Below are 19,691 nucleotides of genomic sequence, written 5' to 3' on the forward strand. Positions count from 1 at the left end.
TCACGCTCCACCGAGGAAGAAGACCACGAAGCCGATGAGGGCGAGGGCCTCGACGAAGGCGATGCCGAGGAACATGGTGGTGCGCACCATGCCGGCGGCCTCCGGCTGGCGCGCCATGGCCTGGACGGACTGGCCGACCAGGTAGCCGATGCCGATGCCCGGGCCGATGGCGCCCAGGCCGTAGGTCAGGGCCGCCAGGCCGGTGTCGGTGATCTCTGCGAGGAGCATGGTTCGGGGTGAACCTTTCTTTATTGGTGGGTCAGTGTCGGCGGAGCCGACGCCGCTGGGGCGGTGGGTGGGGTCGGAGGACGGAGCTATCTGGGACGTGGTGGATCTGGGTCAGTGCTCGTGGCTGACGGCGGCACCGAAGTACACGCCGAACAGGAGGGTGAACACGTAGGCCTGCAGGAACGAGACCATCACCTCGAAGGCGGTGAAGAAGACGACGCCGAAGGCCGGCAGCGGCAGGAAGACCACGTACCACTTGGTGGTCCAGAGCCCGGCCGACAAGACGCCGAAGGTGACGAGGAGGATGTGGCCGGCGAGCAGGTTGGCGAAGAGTCGCACGGTGTGGCTGAACGGCTGGACCAGGAACTTCGAGACGAACTCGATCGGCACCACGAGGATGTAGAGCGGCCACGGCACGCCCGGGGGGAACATCGTGTGGGTGATGTACTTGAGCTTGTGCTCCTTGATCCCGGCACCGTGGTAGAGCACGTAGCTGGTCACGGCGAGGAGCATCGGCAGGGCGATGCGGGCGCTCGCCGGCATCTGGATGACCGGGATGACCTCGAAGATGTTCGTGAAGAAGATGAAGAAGAACAGCGACAGCATGAACGGGGCGAGCCACCGCCGGTTCGTGTGGCCGATCGTCGGCTCGATCAGCTGCTCCTCGACGAACTCGACCGAGATCTCGGCCAGGTTCTGGGCACCGGTCGGCACCAGCTGCTTCTTGTTCCCCAGGACGAAGATCAGCAGCGTGAAGAGCACCGCGAAGCCGTAGACCAGGACGACCTTGTTGATCTCCCACCAGGCACCGTCGCCGACGAAGCCGGGCCAGTTGACGATGTGGCTCAGGGGCGGGAACTCGAGCGCGAACACGTCAGCGCTCCTCCTTCACGGGAGTGGGCTTGAGGCCGGGGAAGGCCAGGGAGGCAGAGACGAAGCGGGACTCCCAGATGAGGAGTCCCAGGTGGCCGATCACGAGGGTCAGACCGAGCGGCACCGGCGCGACCCACGGCTGGTCGCCGATGAGGAGGACGACGGCGGAGATGATCGCCAGGCGGACCAGGAAGCCGAAGAGGGCGACGCCGGCGACCAGCCCGTAGCTGATGCGGGCCGCCCAGGCCTGCAGGGCGGCGGCCGCCACGAAGTTGACCAGCACCAGAGCGACGGCGATGGCGACGGAGGCGAGACCGTCGAGCCGCCAGCCCAGGAAGCCGACGAGGAGGGCGGCCGGGGCGGCGTAGAGGCCCCGGCGCACGAGATCGTGGATGATCTCGGTCTCGGGGGCGGGGCCGAGGTCGCGCGTGGCGAGCACGGAGGGGGCCGGGGCGGTCACGAGCGGCCTCGGGACCTCAGGAGCCCGACCTTGGCCGACGCCGACGGGAGCGGGGCAGGGCGGACGGCGCGGGGGCGGGTGGCGGCGGTCCCCTCGAACGCCTCCATGTCCTTGTCGTAGCCGAGCTTGATCTTCACGGCGGTGCCGAGGATGCCGACGGCCGCGACGACGATCGTGAACACCGGGCTGGTGCCGGCGACCCGGTCGATCAGCCAGCCGATGAACCCGAAGACCACAGGCGTGAGCGCCAGGTCGACCCCTCGGCCCAAGGCGTCGGAGAACCCTCGGTTGAGGTCTTGTCGGGTGCGAAGGTCGAACACTCGGGATCCGTGGGGAGGCTTGCGGAGCAAGGGCGGGGCACCGCTTGTGAAGCGATGCGCAAACTAGGTGGCACCCCTCCCTCCCCGCAAGTTTCACATTCCGGCAACGCAGACCCGCCTCCCTACCAGGTAGGCGTCCGACGGTCGGGAGGCGCCTGGCCCCACCCGGCCGCTAGAGGGAGAGGGTCCCATCGGCGGTGCGGTGGGCGGCGACGCCGACGGGCTCGTCGTGGGTGACCAGGGCGATGACGTCGTCGTCGGTGCTGGTGCACCAGGACCGGTGGCGGTCGGGGGTGCGGGTGGCGAGGTACGCCTGCTCCGGCTTCCCGTCCCGGTCGTGCATGACGGTGGCCGCCTCGATGCGGACGGCGCCCTCGTGGTCGGCGACCAGGTCGACCGAGCCGACGGCGTCGACCTCGGCCTGGCAGTCCCGGTGGGCGAAGCGGCCCCGGGGCGGGGGCGTCGTGGAGTAGACGCCGAAGGCGTGCTTGGTGAGGTAGCCGCCGTTGGCCGTCACCAGGCCGACGCTCCCGGCGTCGGCGCGGAGGACCTCGGCCATGGTGGCGATCGAGTGCGACACGTAGTCGTTCCACGGCCCGCCGGCGAAGCTCAGGCCGCCGGTCACGGTCAGCTGACGTTCGAGGCCCAGGCCGAGCTCGGTCGCCGCGACCTGCACGGCGCTCGGGAAGCAGGAGTACACGTCGACGTGGGCCAGGTCGTCCACGCCGACCGCCGCCAGCTCCAGCGCCTTCTTGCCGGCGATGCCGATGGCGGGCGAGCGGTGGAGCGAGATCCGGTTGCCGACGAACCACGTGTCGTGGGCGTCGGTGCCGGTCCAGGGGAACACCCACCGGTCGGTCGGGATCCCGAGGTCACGGGCCCGCTCCACCGAGCAGACGATCAGGGCGGCCGCCTGCTCCACGCTGTTGTTGGAGTTCATGAGCTTCGGGTACGGGTGGCCGATCATGCGGTTGTCCGGGCCGGCGGTGCGGATCTCCTCCGCCGTGCGGGCCTCCCGGATCCAGGCGTGGGGGTTGGCCGCCGCCACCTCGCTGAACCGGGCCCACAGCTCGGAGACCACCCGCTGGTGCTCGGCCTGGTCCCGGCCGGCGGCGGCCCGGACCGCGCTCTCGAAGATCGGGTACAGCTGCACCGGCATGAACAGCCCCCGGGCGATCTCGTCCTCGTGGGCCAGCGGCGTCTCGTCCCCGAGCATCTCGGTCGGGGAGGCGTCGTCGCCCTGGACGGTCCAGCCCAGGTCGGTGCCGGCCTTGCGGGCCGCGGTGCGGGTGCGCCACGCCTCGGCGCCCCCCACGAGCACGGCGTCGGCCCGGCCGGCGCTGATGTCGACCGCCGCCCGGTTCAGGAGCGTCTGCGGGTAGTTGCCGCCGGCGACGGTGGACCAACGGCGGGCCGGCGCGGCGCCGAGGTGGGCGGCGACGAGGGCGGCCGGGTCCCGGTACCGCCACGAGAGGATGTCGACCACGGCGACGGTGTCGAGCCCGGCGAGCAGCCGGTCGGCGGCACCGCCCGTGTCGGCCGCCGCCCGGCGGGCGGCCTCGGCCAGCATGGCCACCGGCTCCATCGGGTCCTCGCCCCGGTCGACCCGGACGTTGAGCTGGCCGACACCCACCAGGACGGGCGTGCGGGGGTCGAGAGCGGCAGGTGCAGGAGCCATCGCCGGGCAACGTAGAGCGCAGGCCGCCCCCCCGCCCGAAACCGCTCGCCAGCTCGGGACGGGTGGCGAGCCGGCCGCTCCCCCGGCCGCGTCCCGACGCGGTTCGGGGCCGGCGAGCGTGCGCGGGGCGGGGTGGATGTGGGGGGCGGACGGGCGGGACGTACGATCCGAGGATCGACATCCTCGTCCTCTGCACCGGGAACCAGTGCCGCTCGCCGATGGGCGAGGTGCTGCTGCGCGACCGCCTGGCGCGCGTCGGCGTCGACGCCGAGGTGCGCTCGGCCGGCCTGGTGAGCGAGGGCGCCCCGGCCTCGCCCAACGGCGTCAAGGTGATGGCCAAGCGGGGCCTCGACCTCAGCGCCCACCGCAGCCAGAAGCTCACGCCCGACGCCGTGGCCCACGCCGACCTGGTGCTCGGCATGGCGCGCGAGCACGTGCGCGAGGCCGTCGTCCTCGACCCGGCCAGCCTGGCCAAGACCTTCACGATGCGCGAGCTGGCCCGCCGGGCCGAGCGGACGGGACCACGCCGCCCGGGCCCCGACGGCGGGCTCGAGCCGATGGCCGACTGGCTGGCACGGGTGGGGGCGGGCCGTCGGGCCGCCGACCTCCTGGGCACCAGCACCGACGACGACGTGGCCGACCCCATCGGCCTCTCGAAGCGGACCTACGAGCGCACGGCCCAGGAGATCGAGGACCTCGTCACCACGATCGTGCGCCACGCCTTCCCGGTGCCGGCGGGGCGGCCATGATCGGGCCCATGCGCATCGCCATCGGCTCCGACCACGCCGGCTTCGCCCTCAAGGCCCACCTCGTCGACCACCTGCGCGGGGCCGGCCACGAGGTGCTCGACGCCGGCACCGACGACGACACGTCGGTCGACTACCCCGGCTACTGCGCCGCCGTCGCCCGGGCGGTGGCCTCGGGCGCCGTCGACCGCGGGATCGTCATGGGTGGCTCGGGCCAGGGCGAGCAGATCGCCGCCAACGCCGTGCGCGGGGTGCGGGCGGCCCTGTGCAACGACCTGTTCACGGCGCGGATGAGCCGGCTCCACAACGACGCCAACGTGCTCTCGTTGGGCGGGCGCATCGTGGGCACCGGTCTGGCCGACGAGATCGTCGACACCTGGCTCGCCACCGAGTTCGAGGGCGACCGCCACACCCACCGGGTCGAGCAGCTGGCCGAGATCGCCTCGCTCGCCGCCGACCCCGACGCTCAAGACGCCCTGATCGACCGTCTCGCTCCCGGTGCCCTGGCCCGGGCGCGCGGCGAGGAGTAGAGGAGACCCGCATGCCCTGGCCCGCCGACGACGACACCGAGCTGTTCTCCATCATCGACGCCGAGGTCGAGCGTCAGAACACCACGCTCCAGCTCATCGCCTCGGAGAACTTCACGTCCCCCGCCGTGCTCCGGGCCACCGGGACGGTCCTGACCAACAAGTACAGCGAGGGCTACCCGGGCAAGCGCTACTACGGCGGCAACGAGGTCATCGACCAGGCCGAGGAGCTGGCCCGCCACCGGGCCTGCGAGCTCTTCGGCGCCGACCACGCCAACGTCCAGCCCCACTCCGGGGCCAACGCCAACATGGCCGTGTACCTCGCCATGCTCCAGCCCGGCGACACGGTCCTCGGGCTGCGCCTCGACCAGGGCGGCCACCTGACCCACGGGTCGCCGGTGAACGCCAGCGGCATCCTGTACCGGTTCGTCTCCTACGGCGTCACCCCCTCCGACGAGCGCATCGACTTCGACCAGGTCCGCGACCTGGCCAAGGAGCACCAGCCCAAGATCATCGTGGCCGGGGCCACGGCCTACCCCCGGATCATCGACCCCGCCCCGTTCCGGGAGATCGCCGACGAGGTCGGGGCGCTGTTCATGTTCGACGCCGCCCACATCGCCGGGTTGATCGCCGGTGGGGCCCACCCCAACCCGGTGCCCCACGCCGACATCGTCACCTTCACGACCCACAAGACACTGCGGGGCCCGCGCGGGGGCTGCATCCTCACCCGCGCCGAGCACGCCACCGCCATCGACAAGGCCGTCTTCCCCGGGTCCCAGGGCGGACCCCTCGACCACGTGATCGCGGCCAAGGCGGTGGCCTTCCGCGAGGCGGCCGACCCGTCCTTCGCCGCCTACGCCCAGGGCATCGTGGCCAACGCCGCCGCCCTGGCCCAGCGGCTGGCCGAGCACGGCCTGCGGCTGGTGTCGGGCGGCACGGACAACCACCTCATGCTCGTCGACCTGCGCAGCCTCGACGCCGACCTGTCGGGCAAGAAGGCCCGCCTCGCCCTCGACCGGGCCGGCATCAGCCTCAACGAGAACACCGTGCCCGACGACCCCCGCCCGCCGTACATCACCAGCGGGCTGCGGATCGGCACCCCGGCGGTGACGACCCAGGGCATGGGCGTCGAGGAGATGGGCACCGTCGGTGACCTCATCCACCGCACCCTGGCGGGTCGGGCCGACGAGGCCGAGATCGCCGCCGTGCGCGAGGAGGTCCGCCAGCTCTGCGGCCGGTTCGCCCCGTACCCCGACATCGGCCCCGGCCTGCCGTCTTGACCAGGCCGCCACGGCGGTGAAGCGGCCGGGCCGGCGCCCGGCAGTAGCGTCGGGGCCGATGCGGGCCCCCACCAGCGACGCCACCGCGGGCGCGGTCCGGACGTGAGGCCCGACGCCCTCGCCTACGGCATCGTCTTCGCTACGGCGTTCGGCATCGCCCTCGTGCTGACCCCCGTCTGCGGTTGGGTCGCCAAGCGGATCGGGGCCATCGACGACCGGGTGGACGACCGTCGGGTCCACACCGCCCCGACCCCCTACCTGGGGGGCGTGGCCATGTGCCTCTCGATCCTCGGCGCCGCCCTGGTGGCGTGGCGGATGGACGCCTTCCGGGACGTCTTCGCCGACGGCGGGGTGCAGTCGCCGCTCAACGGTGTCCTCCTCGCCGCGGTGATCGCCTGCGTGGTGGGCACGTGGGACGACCTGCGCGACGTCTCCCCGCCGGCCAAGACCGCCGGGCTGGTGCTGTCCGGCAGCGCCCTCTACTGGATGGGCGCGGCCCTGTTCATCGTGCGCATCCCCTTCGCCGGCACGATCGTCCTGTCGTGGGACATGGTCCCGCTGGTCACGGTGATCTGGGCCATGGGCATGGCCAACGCGACCAACTTCATCGACGGGCTCGACGGCCTGGCCGCCGGCATCGTCGCCATCGCCAGCGGGGCCCTGTTCCTCTACTCCCACCGCCTGTCGGACCCCAACGTCAACGTCCTGCTGGTCGACAGCCCGGCCCCCCTGATCGCCATCGTGGTCCTCGGCGCGTGCGTGGGGTTCCTGCCCTACAACTTCAACCCGGCGCGGATCTTCATGGGCGACGGGGGCGCGCTCATGCTCGGCGTGGTCATGGCCGGCGCGACCATGCTCGTCGGCGGCCAGACCGACGCCCAGGTGAGCGGGCGGACGTACTTCTTCTACCTGCCGCTGCTCATCCCCCTCGTGGTGATGGGCGTCCCCATCCTCGACACGGCGTGGGCCATCGTGAGGCGCACCCGCAAGGGCCTGAGCCCCGCCCACGCCGACAAGAACCACCTCCACCACCGGCTGATGCGCCTGGGCCACGGCCACCGCCGCAGCGTCCTGATCCTGTGGACCTGGACCGCCCTGCTGTCCGCCTTCGTGCTGGTGCCGGTGTACACCGACCGCGGCAACTCGGTCGTCCCCATCGGGATCGCCGCCGCCGGGCTGGTGCTCTACACCTACCTGCACCCCGGTGCCCGCCGCACCCGCGGCATCGAGGGCTAGGGCGTCGAACACGGATGGTGCCAGGCACCATCCGTGCTAGTCCGCCTGGTCGGTGGCCTCGGTGGCGACGCTGAGGACGACGGCGCCGAAGACGATGAGGGTGGTGGCGACGGTGTGGATCAGGTCGTCCCGGCCGACCTCGAGGGCCCCGAGGATGACGAGGACGGCCCCCGCCGCCATGAAGGCCACGCCCATCCGGGTCCCGCTCAGCATCGGACAGGACCCTAGCGACCGCTAGCCGAAGAAGCGGCCGCTGGCGCGGGCCAGCTCGTCGAGGTGCTGGCGGATGGCGCTGTCCCAGTCGAAGGGCTCCTGGGTCGGGCCGGCCAGGTTGCTCTGGCGCTCCCGCGACGCCAGCAGGCCCCGGCGCTCGAGCTCGATGACGACCCGGGTCTCGTGGGGCCCGGTCACGAACGTCAGCTCGGCCTCGGGGATCTTGCCGTGGCCCCGGAACTCCACCTCGTTGTAGAAGCCGAGCGACGAGCCCGCGATCGACCCCTTCTCGAGGTCGGCGCTCTGCAGGTTGAAGCCGACCCGCTCCATGGCCGCCACGACCTCCTCGTGCACCGGCAGGGGGTGGATGTCGATCGGGTCGAAGTCGGTGGCGTCCTTGCCGCCGGGGAGGTCGAAGCGGGTCTGCACGCCGAGCTTCATGCGCTCGAAGCGCCGGCCCCGGAGGCTGTTGAACGGCGCCTCCCAGGGGACCTCCATCTGGAACGGGACCGACGTGTTGACCCCGGCCTCGAGCCGGCCCGCCCCCGCCACCTGGAGGTCGGCGAACTTGATGCGCGAGAGGTACTCGTCGTCACCCGACTCGACCTCGACGGTCGCGGCCAGCGAGAGGGTCAGGTTGTTGAAGTCACGGGGCTCGGAGCCGCCGGTGATGCGCACCTCGCCCTGGAGGACGCCGCCGGGGTACACGGCGGGGGTGGACAGGACAGTGTCGACCGAGGGCCCCCCGACCCCGAAGGCCTGCTTCAGCTTCTTGAACATCGTGCACTCCCCTGTGGTGGGCCCGCTCGTGGTTGGCGGGCGGCATCGTGCCACGCCGGAGCGCCACGCGGGAAGGGTTGCCCGGGGGGTGCCCCACCCGGCTCAGGCCAGGCCGAGGGCGGCGGCGTCGAGGGACCCCTGCCGCAGGATCCGCCACGGGTCCTCGGTGACGTCGACCACCGTCGAGGCGGTCCCCCGGAGCGGTCCGCCGTCGGCCACCACGGCGACGGGGGCCGTCAGCTCGGCCGCCGCCTCGGCTGCGGTCGCGGGGGTCGGCTGGCCGTGGCGGTTGGCGCTCGTCGTGGCGATGGGCCCCACCCGGGCCGCCACCGCCCGCACCAGGCGGTCGGCCGGGCAGCGGACGCCGATCGTGCGGGGGTCGCCGCCGAGGTCCCACCCCTGCCGCTCCGGGTGACGACGGAGGACGACGGTCAGGGGCCCGGGCCAGTGGGCGGCCACGAGGGCGGGGACGCCCGGGGGGACGGCGCCGACCAGGTCGTCGAGGGCGGCGGCGTCGGCCACGAGCACGGCGAGGGGCACGTCGGGGCGCCGGTCCTTCAGGGCGTAGAGGCGGGCGGTGGCCCCGGGGACCGTCGGCAGGGCGGCGACCCCGTAGACCGTGTCGGTCGGGATAACCACCGGCTCGCCCGCCTCGAGGGCGGCGACCAACCGGTCGACCAGCCGGCCGTCGACCGCCTCGGTCATCGGGCGGCGCGGGCGACGAGGGCGCGGTCGCGGCCGGAGAGGTCGGGGCGGACGTCCACCTCGACCAGGCCGGCGGCCTCGGCCGCGGCTCGGGCGGCCTCGGCCTGGGTCGCCCCGATCTCCATCACGACGAGGCCGGACGGGGCGAGCCAGGACACGGCATCGGTGAGGATCCGCTCGACGGCCTCGAGCCCGGTCGGGCCCGACACGAGGGCGTCCGCCGGCTCCCAGTCGGCGACGACGGGCGGGAGGGTCTCGTCGGCGGCGACGTAGGGCGGGTTGGACACGACCACGTCGACGCGGCCGGCCCGGTCGGGCGGCAGCGGGTCGAACCAGGATCCGTGGTGGACCGCGACCGTGCTGCCCGCCATCCCCAGCCCCGCCAGGTTGGCGCGGGCGACGGCCACGGCGTCGGCCGACAGGTCGACCAGGTGCACCTCGGCGCCGCGCCACTCGGCGGCGACGGCCAGGCCGATGGCGCCCGAGCCGCAGCCCAGGTCCACGACGACCGGCGGCGCGGCCCGCCCGGACGCGGCCATCTCGTCCCGGCGGCGGGCCAGCTCGGCCAGGACGTGGTCGACGACGCCCTCGGTCTCGGGGCGAGGGATCAGGACCCGCCGGTCGACCATCAGGTCGAGGGTCCGGAAGCCCCACCGCCCGAGCACGTACTGCAGCGGCTCGCCGGCGAGGCGGCGGGCCACCATGGCATCGAGGGCGGCGACGCCGTTCACCGTCGCCGGTTCGTCCAGGTGGACCAGGAGATCCGCCCCGTCGCGGCCGGTCGCCTCCTCGACGATGCGCCGGGCCTCGACCTCGGCGCCCTCGACCCCCCCGTCGGCGAGGGTCGCCACCGCCTCGGCCAGGAGGGCCCGCCACGGGACGGTGGCCTCCTCGGCGCCGGCCGGGGGCGCGCCGGGGCCGCCGTGCTCGCCGGCCACCCTCAGGCCCCGGTCTCGGTCAGGCGACGGGTCTGCTCGTCGGCGACGAGGGCGTCGCTGACGTCGTCGAGATCGCCGGCCAGCACCTTGTCGAGCTTGTAGAGCGTGAGGCCGATGCGGTGGTCGCTGACCCGGTTCTCCTTGAAGTTGTAGGTCCGGATCTTCTCGCTGCGACCACCCCCGCCGGTCTGGCTGCGGCGGGCCTCGGAGGCCTCGGCCTCGGCCCGCTCCTGCTCGGCCCGGAGCAGACGGCTCCGCAGCACCCGCAGGGCCTTCTCCTTGTTCTGGAGCTGGCTCTTCTCGTCCTGCATGGACACCACCAGGCCGGTGGGCTTGTGGGTGATGCGGACGGCGGAGTCGGTGGTGTTGACCGACTGCCCGCCGGGGCCCGACGAGCGGTAGACGTCGACCTGGAGGTCGTTGGGGTCGATCTTGACGTCGACCTCGTCGGCCTCCGGGAGCACGGTCACGGTGGCCGACGAGGTGTGGATCCGGCCCTGCGACTCGGTGACGGGGACGCGCTGCACCCGGTGGGGCCCGCCCTCGTGCTTGAAGTGCGCCCAGGCGCCGTCGCCCCTCACCTGGAAGGTGACCGACTCGAAGCCCCCCATGGGCGAGGCGTCGGCCTCCATCACCGTGAGGGGCCAGCCCTTGTGGGCGGCCCACGCCTTGTACATCTCGAACAGGTCGCGGGCGAAGAGGTTGGCCTCCTCGCCCCCCTCGGCGCCCCGCACCTCGACGATGACGTTGCGGTCGTCGTTGGGGTCGCGGGGCAAGAGGAGCAGGCGGATCTCGGCCGTCAGGCGGGCGATGTCGGCCTCGGTCTCGGCGACCTCGTCCCGCATCATCTCCTTCTCGTCGGGCTCGGCCTCGGCCAGCATCTCGCGGGCCGTGGCCAGGTCGTCGGTGCGGGACCGCAGCTCCTCGGCGCGCGACACGATGGCCTCGAGCTCCTTGTGCCGGCGGGCCAGGTCCGCCGACCTGGCCTGGTCGGCGTAGACGTCGGGGTCCGACAGCCGGGCCTCGACGTCGGCCAGCTCCCGGGCCAGCTCATCGAGTCGTTCCAGCATCGGGGCCACGGTAGCGGGACGGTCTGTCGGCGCCCCCGGGCGCACCGGTCAGGAGGGGCCGGGGGGCGGGTCCTCGTCGAGGCCGAGCTCCTTGCGCATGGCGGCGAGGCGCTGGTCGGCGGCCCGCTTCTGGGCCTCGAAGTCGATCGACCCCAGCTGCGGGTCGGTGGCGAGGCGGGGCGGCTCGGCCGGGCCGGCCGCGACCGCCGGCGACCCCCCGGCGGGAGGCTCGGCGAGCGATGGAGACGCGGGGGCGTCGCCCGCGCCTCGGCGCTCGGCCCCGGTGGCCTCGACATCCCGGCCGGCCTCCTCGGCCCGGCGGGCCTGCTCGGCCTGGCGAGCCTGGTGCTCGATGCGGGCCCGGGCCTCGTCGAGCGTCGGGGCGGCGCCGTCGCTCGCCAGCCACGGCTCCTCCTGGGCCCGGGCCGCCAGCTCGGCCTCGCGGCGGTCGAGCTCGGCGTCGCCGCGGGTGACGGTCTCGTCGAGCTTGGCCTTGGCGTAGCGCAGCCAGCGCTCCCACTGGGCGGCCATCAGCGACCTCGGCTCGGGCGGTGCACGCCCCCGATCATCGCAGCCGCACGCCCGGTCCGTCTGGCACGAGGGCCGCCCGACGCCCCATCCTTCCGGGGTGACCGAGCCCACCGTCCCCGCCGTCTCCCTGCCCTCGGTGGCCAGGCTCCTGCGCGCCGTGAGCCTGATCGAGGGCGTGTCCTACCTCGTCCTCCTGGGCTGCGTCGTCGCCAAGTACGCCTTCGACGCCCCCGGCGAGGGCGGGGTGCCGATCATGGGCCCGACGCACGGGACGATCTTCCTCGTGTTCGCCGTCCTCGTGCTGATCGGTCGGGAGGAGCAGGGCTGGAACGGGGGCCAGACGCTCCTGGCGCTGGTGCTCTCGGCCGTGCCCCTCGGGGGCTTCTACGTCGAGCGCAAGATGATCCAGGTCCCCGGCCCCGGCGCGCCGGCTCCGGCCTAGGACCCCTACTCCCAGGCGATCTTCCACTCACCGTCCAGCCCGACGACGTCGGCCGGAGCGGCCAGGCGGGCGGCCAGGTCGCGGGTCAGGGGGAGGGCGTCGCGGGCGGGGACGACCAGGATCAGGCGGGCGCCCGGCGCCCGGGCGGCCCGGTCGTCGGCGGCCGCCGGCACCAGCTCGAGGTCGACGCCCGTCGAGCAGGAGACGACCACGGGCTCACCCGCGGTGTCGACCCCGACGGCGGTGGCGACGGCCGTCTCCTTGAGGTTGGTCCGGCCCACGGCGGAGGGCACCGGCCGCAGGGCTGCGACACCGATGCGCTCGGGGTCGGTCACCAGGGCGGCGCGCATCCACCGCTCGGGGACCAGCTGGTTGAGCGGGTGGGGTGGGGCCCCGGGCCGGCGGTACCGGGCCACGATCTCGACCGCCCGGTGCAGGCGGTCGGCCGGGGCCAGGTCGGCCTGGGCCAGCTCGCCCATCTCCCGGTCGAAGCGGCCCACGCCGACGCCGAGCTCGGGTCCGGCCTCCCCCGCCGTGATCCGGCCGACCTCGAGCCCGAGCAGCTCGCCGAGGACGACGCCGTCCTCCTCGACCACGGTCAGCCCGGCCTCGCGCAGCAGGCTGCGGAGGTCGGCGTCGCCGGGCACCGGGCGCAGCGGGGGCACGGGCACCGGCTCGACGGCGACCAGCTGGGCGCCGTCGGCCCGCCACACCGTCGGCGCGGGCGCGAAGAAGGTGGCCCGCCGGGCCAGCAGACCGGCCGCCTCGGCGTCGTCGACGACCACGTGGAGCATCTCGGACCCGTGGCGGCGGGCCCAGGCGAGGGCGGCGCCCAGGCTGCGATCCGCGTCGGGTCCGAGCAGCACCCAGACCGTCGACCCGTCGACCAGCCCGGCCCCGCCCGGGAGCGCGCCCGCGCGCCCCGGGCCACTCGCTCGCTCGCCGACCACGACCGCGTCGTCTCCGACGCGGCCCCGGGTCAGGGCTCTCAGCTTGGCGGCGTTCAGAGCAGCGAGCTGCTCAGCGCCCAGGGCCAAGGGGTCAGCCCTCGGTCTCGGCCTTCTTGCCCTTGCGGGCCCCGTAGCGACGCTCGAAGCGGTCGATGCGGCCGCCGGTGTCCACCAGCTTCTGCTTGCCGGTGTAGAAGGGGTGGCACTCGTTGCAGAGCTCGACGCGGAGCGAGTCGCTCGTCGACCGCGTCGTGAACGTGTTCCCGCAGGAGCACGTCACCGAGGTCTCGGTGTAGCTGGGGTGGATGTCGGTCTTCATGGCTGTCTCCAGTTCTCGTCTCTGTGGCCCCGGTTTCCGAACGGGGCTCCGACGAAGGTGTTCCATCTTGGTCCAACGCCGGCGCATTCCCACCATGGGCCCGGCCGGTGGAGGCTGGCACGGGGCCGGTCGGGTCAGGCGCCGGCGCGGGCCTTGCCGACCTCGTCGAGGAACTCCTTGTTGGTCTTGAAGGTCCTGAGCCGGTCGAGCAGGAGCTCGAGGGCGGCGGCCTCGGGGGCGCCGCCGTCCTTGGCGGCGCCGTCCTTCACCGCGCCGAGCACCTTGCGCAGGGTGTCGACCTGGCCCACTTGGCGCCGCTCGAACAGCAGCTCCTCGTGGCGGGTCGAGCTGGCGTCGACGTCGATGGCGGGGAAGACGCGCCGCTCGGCCAGGCGCCGGCTGAGCCGAAGCTCCATGTTCCCGGTGCCCTTGAACTCCTCGAAGATGTGCTCGTCCATCTTCGAGCCGGTCTCGACCAGGGCGGTGGCGAGGATCGTCAGCGAGCCGCCCTCCTCGGCGTTGCGGGCGGCGCCGAAGAACTTCTTGGGCGGGTACAGGGCGGCGGCGTCGATGCCGCCGCTCATGATCCGCCCGCTGGGCGGGGCGGCCAGGTTGTAGGCCCGGGCCAGGCGGGTGATGCCGTCGAGCATGATCACGACGTCCTGACCGTCCTCGACGAGGCGCTTGGCCCGCTCGATCACCAGCTCGGCGACCTGGATGTGCTCCTCGCTGGGCCGGTCGAACGTCGACGCCGCCACCTCGCCGTTGATCAGCCACCGGCGCATGTCGGTGACCTCCTCGGGGCGCTCGTCGACCAGCAGGACGATGAGGGTGACGTCGGGCGAGTTGAGCTCGATCGACCGGGCGATCTGCTTCATGATCGTGGTCTTGCCGGCCTTGGGCGGCGACACGATCAGGCCCCGCTGGCCCTTCCCGATGGGGGCGAGCAGGTCGATGATCCGGGTCGTCATGGTGGCGGCGGCGCCCTCGGTCTCGAGCGGGAGGCGCTCGTCGGGGAACAGCGGGGTCAGCTCCTCGAAGCGGCGGCGCTCGCGGGCGTGGTCGGGGGCGGCCCCGTTCACGGCGTCGATCTGCAGGAGCGCCGGGTTCTTCTCGTTGCGGGACGCAGGCCGGCTGCGGCCGGTGACGCGGTCGCCCTTGCGCAGGCCGAACTGGCGGACCTGCTTGACCGAGACGTAGACGTCGTCGGTCGAGGGCAGGTAGCCGCGGAGGCGCAGGAACCCGTAGCCGTCGTCGCGCAGGTCGAGGAAGCCCTCGACCTCGACCGGCTCGCCCTCGTACTGGTGGTCGGGCTGGCCGTCTCGATTGCGGCCCCGGCGCCGCCGGCGGCGGTTGCCGTCCTCGGGCTCGTCGCCGTCGCCGCCCGGGCCGGACCCGCCCGGCTCCTTGGCGTTCGGGTCGGCGCCGCCCTGGTCCCGTTCGTTCGGGGTGGCCCCGCCCTGGCCCCGGTCGCGCCCCTGGCCCTGGTCCCGGCCCTGGCCCTGGCCCTGGTCCCGGCCCTGGCCCTGGTCCCGGCCCTGGTCCCGGCCCTGGTCCCGGCCCTGGCCCTGGTCGCGCCGTGGGCCCTGGTCGCCCTTCGGGGCCGGGTCCCGGCCGGGGCCCTGGTCGCGCCGCGAGCCCTGGTCCTGGTCGCCCTTCGGGCCCTGGTCACGGCCGCCACGGTCCGCCGCGGGTCGGGAGCCCGGCCCGGCCCGGTCGCGGCCGCCGTCGTCCGCCGCCGCCTCGGTCGTGGCGCCGTCGGCCTCGTCCGGAGCGTCGCCGCTGCTCGCAGCACCTCCGGCCGCCGGGGGTGCCTCGGAGGGCGCGGCGTCGGCGTCGGGCGCGTCGCTGCCGTCGCCCTCGGCGGTGACGCCCGCCAGCGTGAGGATCAGATCGACGATGTCGGCCTTCTTGGCCCGAGCCGGGGGCTTCTTGCCGAGCGACTCGGCGATCTGGCTCAGCTCGTTGCGCTCCTTGCCCTCGAGCAGGGCACGTTCGAAGCCACTCATGGCTGGTTCCTTTCGGGAGCCGACGGGCTCCGAGGTCCGGCGTCCGCGCCTCGAGGCTGCGGATGGCGGGGAGAAGGGACGCCCCGTCTCGGAGCCCGCGGAGACCGCAGGACAACCCCGAGGGGACGGCCGAAGCATAGCGGCGGACCGGCGACGGCCTCGGTTCGCGGTACCGATCCCGGCCTGACAGCGCACGATCCGCACCAGGAACGGGCAGGCCGGCGACGGCGTCTGTTCCCGGTACCGATCCCGGCCTGACGGCGCACGATCCGTCCCAGGAACGGCGGGCGGGCCGACCGGTCAGGCCGTCGTGCGGGTGCCGCCGACCCAGCTGCGGTGCAGGCCGGCGTAGACGCCTCCGAGGGCGACCAGCGCGTCGTGGGTGCCCTCCTCGACCAGGCGGCCGGCGTCGAACACCAGAACCCGGTCGGCCCGCTCCGCCGTCGACAGGCGGTGGGCGACGGTCACCGTGGTCCGGCCCGCCGCCATCCGGGTGAGGGCCACGGCCAGGGCCCGCTCGGTCTCGGGGTCGACGGCGGAGGTGGCCTCGTCGAGGACCAGCAGGCCGGGGTCCGACACCTGGGCCCGGACGAGGGCCACCAGCTGGCGCTCGCCGACGGAGAGGTTGTCGCCCCGCTCCCCCGCCTCGGTGTCGAGGCCCCGGGGCAGGCGGGCGACCCACCAGCTGAGGCCCAGGTCGTCGATGGCGGCGTCGATGTCGTCGTCGGTGGCGTCGAGCCGCCCGAACCGGATGTTCTCGCGCACCGTCGTGGCGAACAGGAACCCGTCCTGGGGGACCATCCGGATGCGGTGGAGGCGCGACGTCGGGGCGACGGTCCGCAGGTCGTGCCCACCGACCTCGATGGTGCCGGCCACGGGGTCGGCGAGGCGGGCGAGGAGGCTGGCGAAGGTGGTCTTGCCCGAACCGGTCTGGCCGACGACGGCCACCGACGAGCCCGCCGCGACCTCGACCGACACGTCCTCCAGCACCAGCGGGCCGTTGCCCCCGGTGGTCGCCCGGTAGGCGAAGGCGACGTCGGTGACCCGCACGCCGAGGGGGCCCTCGGGCAGGGCGACGCCGGGGTCGGGCTCGACCACGTCGAGCGGGATGTCGAGCGTGCCCAGGACCTTCCGGGCGCCGGCCGCCGCGTTCTGGGTCTGGTCCAGGACCTCGCCCAGGTCGGCGATGGGCTGGGTGAGCAGGGTGACGAGGAAGGCGAAGGCGACGAGCTCGCCGGCGTCGAGGCCCCACGCCGGGCCCTGCCAGACGCCGACGGCGGCGACGGTCGCCACCGCGATGGCGCCGAAGATGTCCGACAGGGGGAACATGATGGCGAAGACCCGGGCCGCGCCGAGCTCGGCCCGGTACTGGCGCTGGACGGCGTGGCGCAGTCGGCGCCGGCCCCGGTCGCCCAGACCGTAGGCCCGGATCACCGGGGCGCCGCCGATGGCCTCGGAGAACTCGCCGAGGGTGTCGCCGACCCGGTCGCGCACCGCGTCCCACCGGCGCAGCTGGACCTTCTGGAGCTGGCGCAGCAGGACCGTGACGGGCACGAACACGGCGAACGCCAGGAGCGTCAGCCGCCACGAGTAGACGGCCATGACGGTGCCGACGCCGAGGATCGTCGCCGTGGCGCTCAGCCAGACCATGGCCCCCCAGCTCCAGAACTGGGCGAGGGTCTCGACGTCGCTGGTGACCCGGGAGACGAGCACGCCCCGGCGGGACTCGGTGTGGTCGGCGGCCGAGAGGCGGTGGATGTGGTCGAAGGTGCGGACGCGCACGCCGGCCAGGCCGCTCTCGGCGGCGCGGGTCAGCCGGGCCAGCCCGATGCGCTCCAGGGTCCAGAACACGGCGATGGCGACCACGGCGATGGCCACGGCGACGGCGATGAACGTCGGGCGGTACCCGTCGGGGCCGAGGATGCCCCGGTCGAGGACCTGCTGGAGGAGGACGGGGACGGTGACCCGGCCGGCGGCGATGGCCAGGGCCAGGAGGGCGGTGAGGCCGGCGCCGTGGCGCAGCTCGGGCATCTCCCCGACGATGCGGCGGAAGGCGACGACGGCGCCCCCCTCGATGGCGTCGACGTCGTCGGGGTCGGGGGCGTGGCCCTCGTCCCGGCCCTCCTCGATCGGAAGCGGGCTGCTCATCGGTGCCCTCTGTCGAACGTGGAGGCGACGGTGGCGTCGTCGTCGATGGGGTCGTCGTCGGCCTCGTAGGCCCGGACCAGGGCGGCGTAGGCGGGGACGGTCTCCAGCAGCTCGTCGTGGGGTCCCAGGGCGGCGACCCGCCCGGCCTCGAGGAACAGGACACGGTCGGCCAGGCGGATGGTCGAGACGCGGTGGGCGACCACGACGGTGGTGGTGGCCAGGGCCTCACCCAGCCCGGCGAGGATCTGGCCCTCGACCGACGGGTCGATGGCGCTGGTGGCGTCGTCGAGGATGAGCAGCCGGGGCCGGCGCACCAGGGCCCGGGCCAGGGCCAGCCGCTGGCGCTGGCCGCCCGAGAGGGTGATGCCCCGCTCGCCCAGCTCGGTGTCGAACCCGAGGGGGAGGGCGGCCACGAACCCGTCGGCCCGGGCCAGGCGGAGGGCCTCGCCCACGGCGGCGTCGAGCTCGGTGGTGCGGGCCACGTCCGGCGCCGCCTCGTCCATCCCGGCCAGGACGTTGGCCCGCACGGTGTCGGCGAAGAGGAACGACTCCTGGAACACCACGCCCACGGCGGCGGGCAGCTCGGCGGGGTCGAGGTCGGCCACGTCGACGCCGCCGAGGCGCACGTGCCCGGTGGTGGGCTCGAGCAGGCCGGCCAGGCACAGGCACAGCGAGGTCTTGCCCCCGGCGGTGGCGCCGGCGACGGCCAGCACCTCACCGGGGGCGATCGAGAACGACAGGTCGGCGAGCACCGGCGTGGCCGGGTCGTGGGCGAACGAGACACCGTCGACCTCGACCGCCAGGGCGCCGGCGGGGAGCGTCGCTGCCCCGCGGGCCGGGTGGCGGTCCCGGTCGTCGGGCGCCAGGACCTCGTCCAGGCGGGCGGCGGCCACGACCGACGGCGGCATCGACTCGAGCAGGTAGCCCATCACCCGCATCGGCGTGGTGAGCACGGCGAACAGGGCGAGGGCCTCGACGATGCCCCCCTCGCTGACCGCCCCGGTCGACAGGCGCCAGGCGCCCAGGCCGAGGACGGCGACGGCGCCGAGGTTGGGCAGGGCCGTCAGCCCGGGCTCGAACCAGGCCCGCAGCTCGCCCACCCGCACCCGCTCGTCGCGCAGCGCCCCGGCCGCCCGCCGGGCCCGCGTCGTCTCGTGGTCGGCCAGGCCGAGCGACTTGACCACCAGGGCGCCGTCGAAGCTCTCGTGGGCCACCGACGCCAGGTCGCCGTAGCGGGCCTGGGCCCGGGCGGCCGGGTGCTCGACGCGGGACGTGTAGATCCGGTTGGCGACCATCAGGGTCGGGAACACGGCCAGAGCGACCAGGGCGAGCACCCAGTCGACCATCAGGAGCCGGGCGAAGGCGATCACGCCGATCACCACCGCGCTCATGGAGAACGGCGCCGGATTGATGAACTCGATGGCCTTCACGGCGTCGTTGTCGGCGTGGGCCATGAGCTGGCCCGCGGGCCGACGGGCGTGGAAGCGGAGGGGGGCGTCGAGGTACCGGTCGGCCAGGGCCTCCCGCCAGGTGGCGCCCATGCGGAAGGTCGTCATGCTGCAGAAGTAGCGACGGGCGACGACGCCGGCGGCCCGGGCCAGGGCCACCATCACCACGGCGCAGGTGATGACGAGGACGGTGCCGCCGTCGACGGGCCCGAAGGTGCCGCCGTCGCGCTCCTCGGCCAGACCCGGGACGATGACGTCGTCGGTGACCCGCCCGAGGGCGATGGTCGAGCCGACCGTCATCGCCGCGAACAGCCCGGCGCCCAGCACGGCCACGATGAACGGGCGGGGGTGCGTCCGGACCGACCGCCAGAGCAGGGTCATCCCCCGTCGGACGACGGAGCGCGGGTCGGGGGTCTCGTCGTCCAGCATGCCGTCAGGCATCCAACCGACCCGGCCCCCCGACCGCAACTCCGTTCCCCTGTGACCTCGGTGGCAGAGGGGAGGGCGTCCGGGATCCGCCCTCCGGGGCTTCGAGTGGACCAGCCCGACCCTCGGGCACGTCAACGTGTGGTTCGGCCAGGACTGGATCGACCCCGAGCGCACCGGCGGGCTCGTCGGGGTCGAGGGCATCCCCGGCTTCCTCGACGAGCTGGGCGAGGGGGGCGCCGCGGTGGGTGAGCCGCTGGAGGCCCTGGTCACGGATCTCCCGACGACCGGCCTCTCCATGGCCGGCTTCTACCGGTGGCTGCGGTCCCAGCCGGGCGGGCTGCTGGGCGGGGGCGGGGCCGAC

At 74.1% G+C, this 19,691-nt stretch carries 21 protein-coding genes; 5 read left to right on the forward strand and 16 right to left on the reverse strand.

The genetic code is table 11. The features are described 5' to 3' along the window. From atpE to HC251_RS20665, 5 genes are all read right to left on the reverse strand, one after another. Nucleotides 1–228, reverse strand: coding sequence for an ATP synthase F0 subunit C (gene atpE, locus HC251_RS20645; RefSeq protein ID WP_219942482.1), 228 nt, complete (start codon nt 226–228; stop codon nt 1–3). A 111-nt stretch (nt 229–339) separates the two neighbouring features. Continuing rightward, nucleotides 340–1,101: a F0F1 ATP synthase subunit A gene (gene atpB, locus HC251_RS20650; RefSeq protein WP_219942483.1), complete on the reverse strand. Its 762-nt coding sequence runs from the start codon at nt 1,099–1,101 to the stop codon at nt 340–342. Nucleotide 1,102: 1 nt separating this feature from the next. After that, a complete protein-coding gene (locus HC251_RS20655) occupies nt 1,103–1,540 on the reverse strand; it encodes an ATP synthase subunit I (protein WP_219942484.1) in 438 nt (145 codons plus the stop codon). Nucleotides 1,541–1,557: 17 nt separating this feature from the next. Next, complete coding sequence (locus HC251_RS20660) at nt 1,558–1,830, reverse strand: AtpZ/AtpI family protein (protein ID WP_219942485.1); 273 nt, start codon at nt 1,828–1,830, stop codon at nt 1,558–1,560. A 223-nt stretch (nt 1,831–2,053) separates the two neighbouring features. Beyond that, nucleotides 2,054–3,559, reverse strand: coding sequence for an acetyl-CoA acetyltransferase (locus HC251_RS20665; RefSeq protein WP_219942486.1), 1,506 nt, complete (start codon nt 3,557–3,559; stop codon nt 2,054–2,056). A gap of 62 nt (nt 3,560–3,621) precedes the next feature. Between HC251_RS20665 and HC251_RS20670 the strand changes: the two genes are divergently transcribed. From HC251_RS20670 to HC251_RS20685, 4 genes are all read left to right on the forward strand, one after another. Continuing rightward, nucleotides 3,622–4,308 (forward strand): hypothetical protein, encoded by a 687-nt coding sequence (locus HC251_RS20670; protein WP_255566508.1) that lies wholly within the window; start codon nt 3,622–3,624, stop codon nt 4,306–4,308. Nucleotides 4,309–4,316: 8 nt separating this feature from the next. Further along, nucleotides 4,317–4,835 (forward strand): ribose 5-phosphate isomerase B, encoded by a 519-nt coding sequence (rpiB, locus tag HC251_RS20675; protein ID WP_219942488.1) that lies wholly within the window; start codon nt 4,317–4,319, stop codon nt 4,833–4,835. 11 nt (nt 4,836–4,846) lie between these two features. Beyond that, complete coding sequence (gene glyA, locus HC251_RS20680) at nt 4,847–6,112, forward strand: serine hydroxymethyltransferase (protein ID WP_219942489.1); 1,266 nt, start codon at nt 4,847–4,849, stop codon at nt 6,110–6,112. A 102-nt stretch (nt 6,113–6,214) separates the two neighbouring features. Beyond that, a complete protein-coding gene (locus HC251_RS20685; protein ID WP_219942490.1) occupies nt 6,215–7,348 on the forward strand; it encodes a glycosyltransferase family 4 protein in 1,134 nt (377 codons plus the stop codon). A gap of 36 nt (nt 7,349–7,384) precedes the next feature. On the opposite strand, the gene HC251_RS20690 is transcribed toward HC251_RS20685, so the two are convergent. The 6 genes from HC251_RS20690 to HC251_RS20715 all read right to left on the reverse strand — a co-directional run bounded on the left by HC251_RS20690 (nt 7,385) and on the right by HC251_RS20715 (nt 11,585). Next, nucleotides 7,385–7,561 carry a hypothetical protein gene (locus tag HC251_RS20690; protein WP_219942491.1) on the reverse strand — a complete coding sequence of 59 codons (177 nt, stop codon included), beginning with the start codon at nt 7,559–7,561 and terminating at the stop codon, nt 7,385–7,387. A 21-nt stretch (nt 7,562–7,582) separates the two neighbouring features. Then, nucleotides 7,583–8,341, reverse strand: coding sequence for a sporulation protein (locus HC251_RS20695; RefSeq protein ID WP_219942492.1), 759 nt, complete (start codon nt 8,339–8,341; stop codon nt 7,583–7,585). A 102-nt stretch (nt 8,342–8,443) separates the two neighbouring features. After that, nucleotides 8,444–9,046: an L-threonylcarbamoyladenylate synthase gene (locus HC251_RS20700; RefSeq protein WP_219942493.1), complete on the reverse strand. Its 603-nt coding sequence runs from the start codon at nt 9,044–9,046 to the stop codon at nt 8,444–8,446. Further along, the gene (gene prmC, locus HC251_RS20705) at nt 9,043–9,984 is read right to left on the reverse strand and encodes a peptide chain release factor N(5)-glutamine methyltransferase (protein WP_219942494.1); all 942 of its coding nucleotides are present in this window, start codon (nt 9,982–9,984) and stop codon (nt 9,043–9,045) included. The genes HC251_RS20700 and prmC overlap by 4 nt, the downstream gene beginning before the upstream one ends. Nucleotides 9,985–9,986: 2 nt before the next feature. Beyond that, nucleotides 9,987–11,054 carry a peptide chain release factor 1 gene (prfA, locus tag HC251_RS20710; RefSeq protein ID WP_219942495.1) on the reverse strand — a complete coding sequence of 356 codons (1,068 nt, stop codon included), beginning with the start codon at nt 11,052–11,054 and terminating at the stop codon, nt 9,987–9,989. Nucleotides 11,055–11,102: 48 nt separating this feature from the next. Then, a complete protein-coding gene (locus HC251_RS20715; protein ID WP_219942496.1) occupies nt 11,103–11,585 on the reverse strand; it encodes a hypothetical protein in 483 nt (160 codons plus the stop codon). Between the two features lie 97 nt (nt 11,586–11,682). On the opposite strand from HC251_RS20715, the gene HC251_RS20720 reads away from it, so the two are divergent. Then, on the forward strand, nt 11,683–12,027 hold the full coding sequence (locus tag HC251_RS20720) for a DUF3817 domain-containing protein (protein WP_219942497.1): 345 nt from the start codon (nt 11,683–11,685) through the stop codon (nt 12,025–12,027). Nucleotides 12,028–12,032: 5 nt separating this feature from the next. Here the strand turns inward: HC251_RS20720 and HC251_RS20725 are convergent, their stop codons facing one another. From HC251_RS20725 to HC251_RS20745, 5 genes are all read right to left on the reverse strand, one after another. Then, nucleotides 12,033–13,064 (reverse strand): hypothetical protein, encoded by a 1,032-nt coding sequence (locus HC251_RS20725; RefSeq protein ID WP_219942498.1) that lies wholly within the window; start codon nt 13,062–13,064, stop codon nt 12,033–12,035. A 4-nt stretch (nt 13,065–13,068) separates the two neighbouring features. Continuing rightward, nucleotides 13,069–13,296, reverse strand: coding sequence for a 50S ribosomal protein L31 (gene rpmE / locus HC251_RS20730; RefSeq protein WP_219942499.1), 228 nt, complete (start codon nt 13,294–13,296; stop codon nt 13,069–13,071). A gap of 134 nt (nt 13,297–13,430) precedes the next feature. Further along, nucleotides 13,431–15,305 (reverse strand): transcription termination factor Rho, encoded by a 1,875-nt coding sequence (gene rho / locus HC251_RS20735; RefSeq protein WP_219942500.1) that lies wholly within the window; start codon nt 15,303–15,305, stop codon nt 13,431–13,433. Between the two features lie 300 nt (nt 15,306–15,605). Continuing rightward, nucleotides 15,606–17,453: an ABC transporter ATP-binding protein gene (locus HC251_RS20740; protein WP_219942501.1), complete on the reverse strand. Its 1,848-nt coding sequence runs from the start codon at nt 17,451–17,453 to the stop codon at nt 15,606–15,608. Continuing rightward, nucleotides 17,450–19,330: an ABC transporter ATP-binding protein gene (locus HC251_RS20745; RefSeq protein ID WP_219942502.1), complete on the reverse strand. Its 1,881-nt coding sequence runs from the start codon at nt 19,328–19,330 to the stop codon at nt 17,450–17,452. The genes HC251_RS20740 and HC251_RS20745 overlap by 4 nt, the downstream gene beginning before the upstream one ends. Nucleotides 19,331–19,691: the final 361 nt, after the last annotated feature.

Source organism: Iamia sp. SCSIO 61187 (assembly GCF_019443745.1).
Taxonomy (GTDB): domain Bacteria; phylum Actinomycetota; class Acidimicrobiia; order Acidimicrobiales; family Iamiaceae; genus Iamia.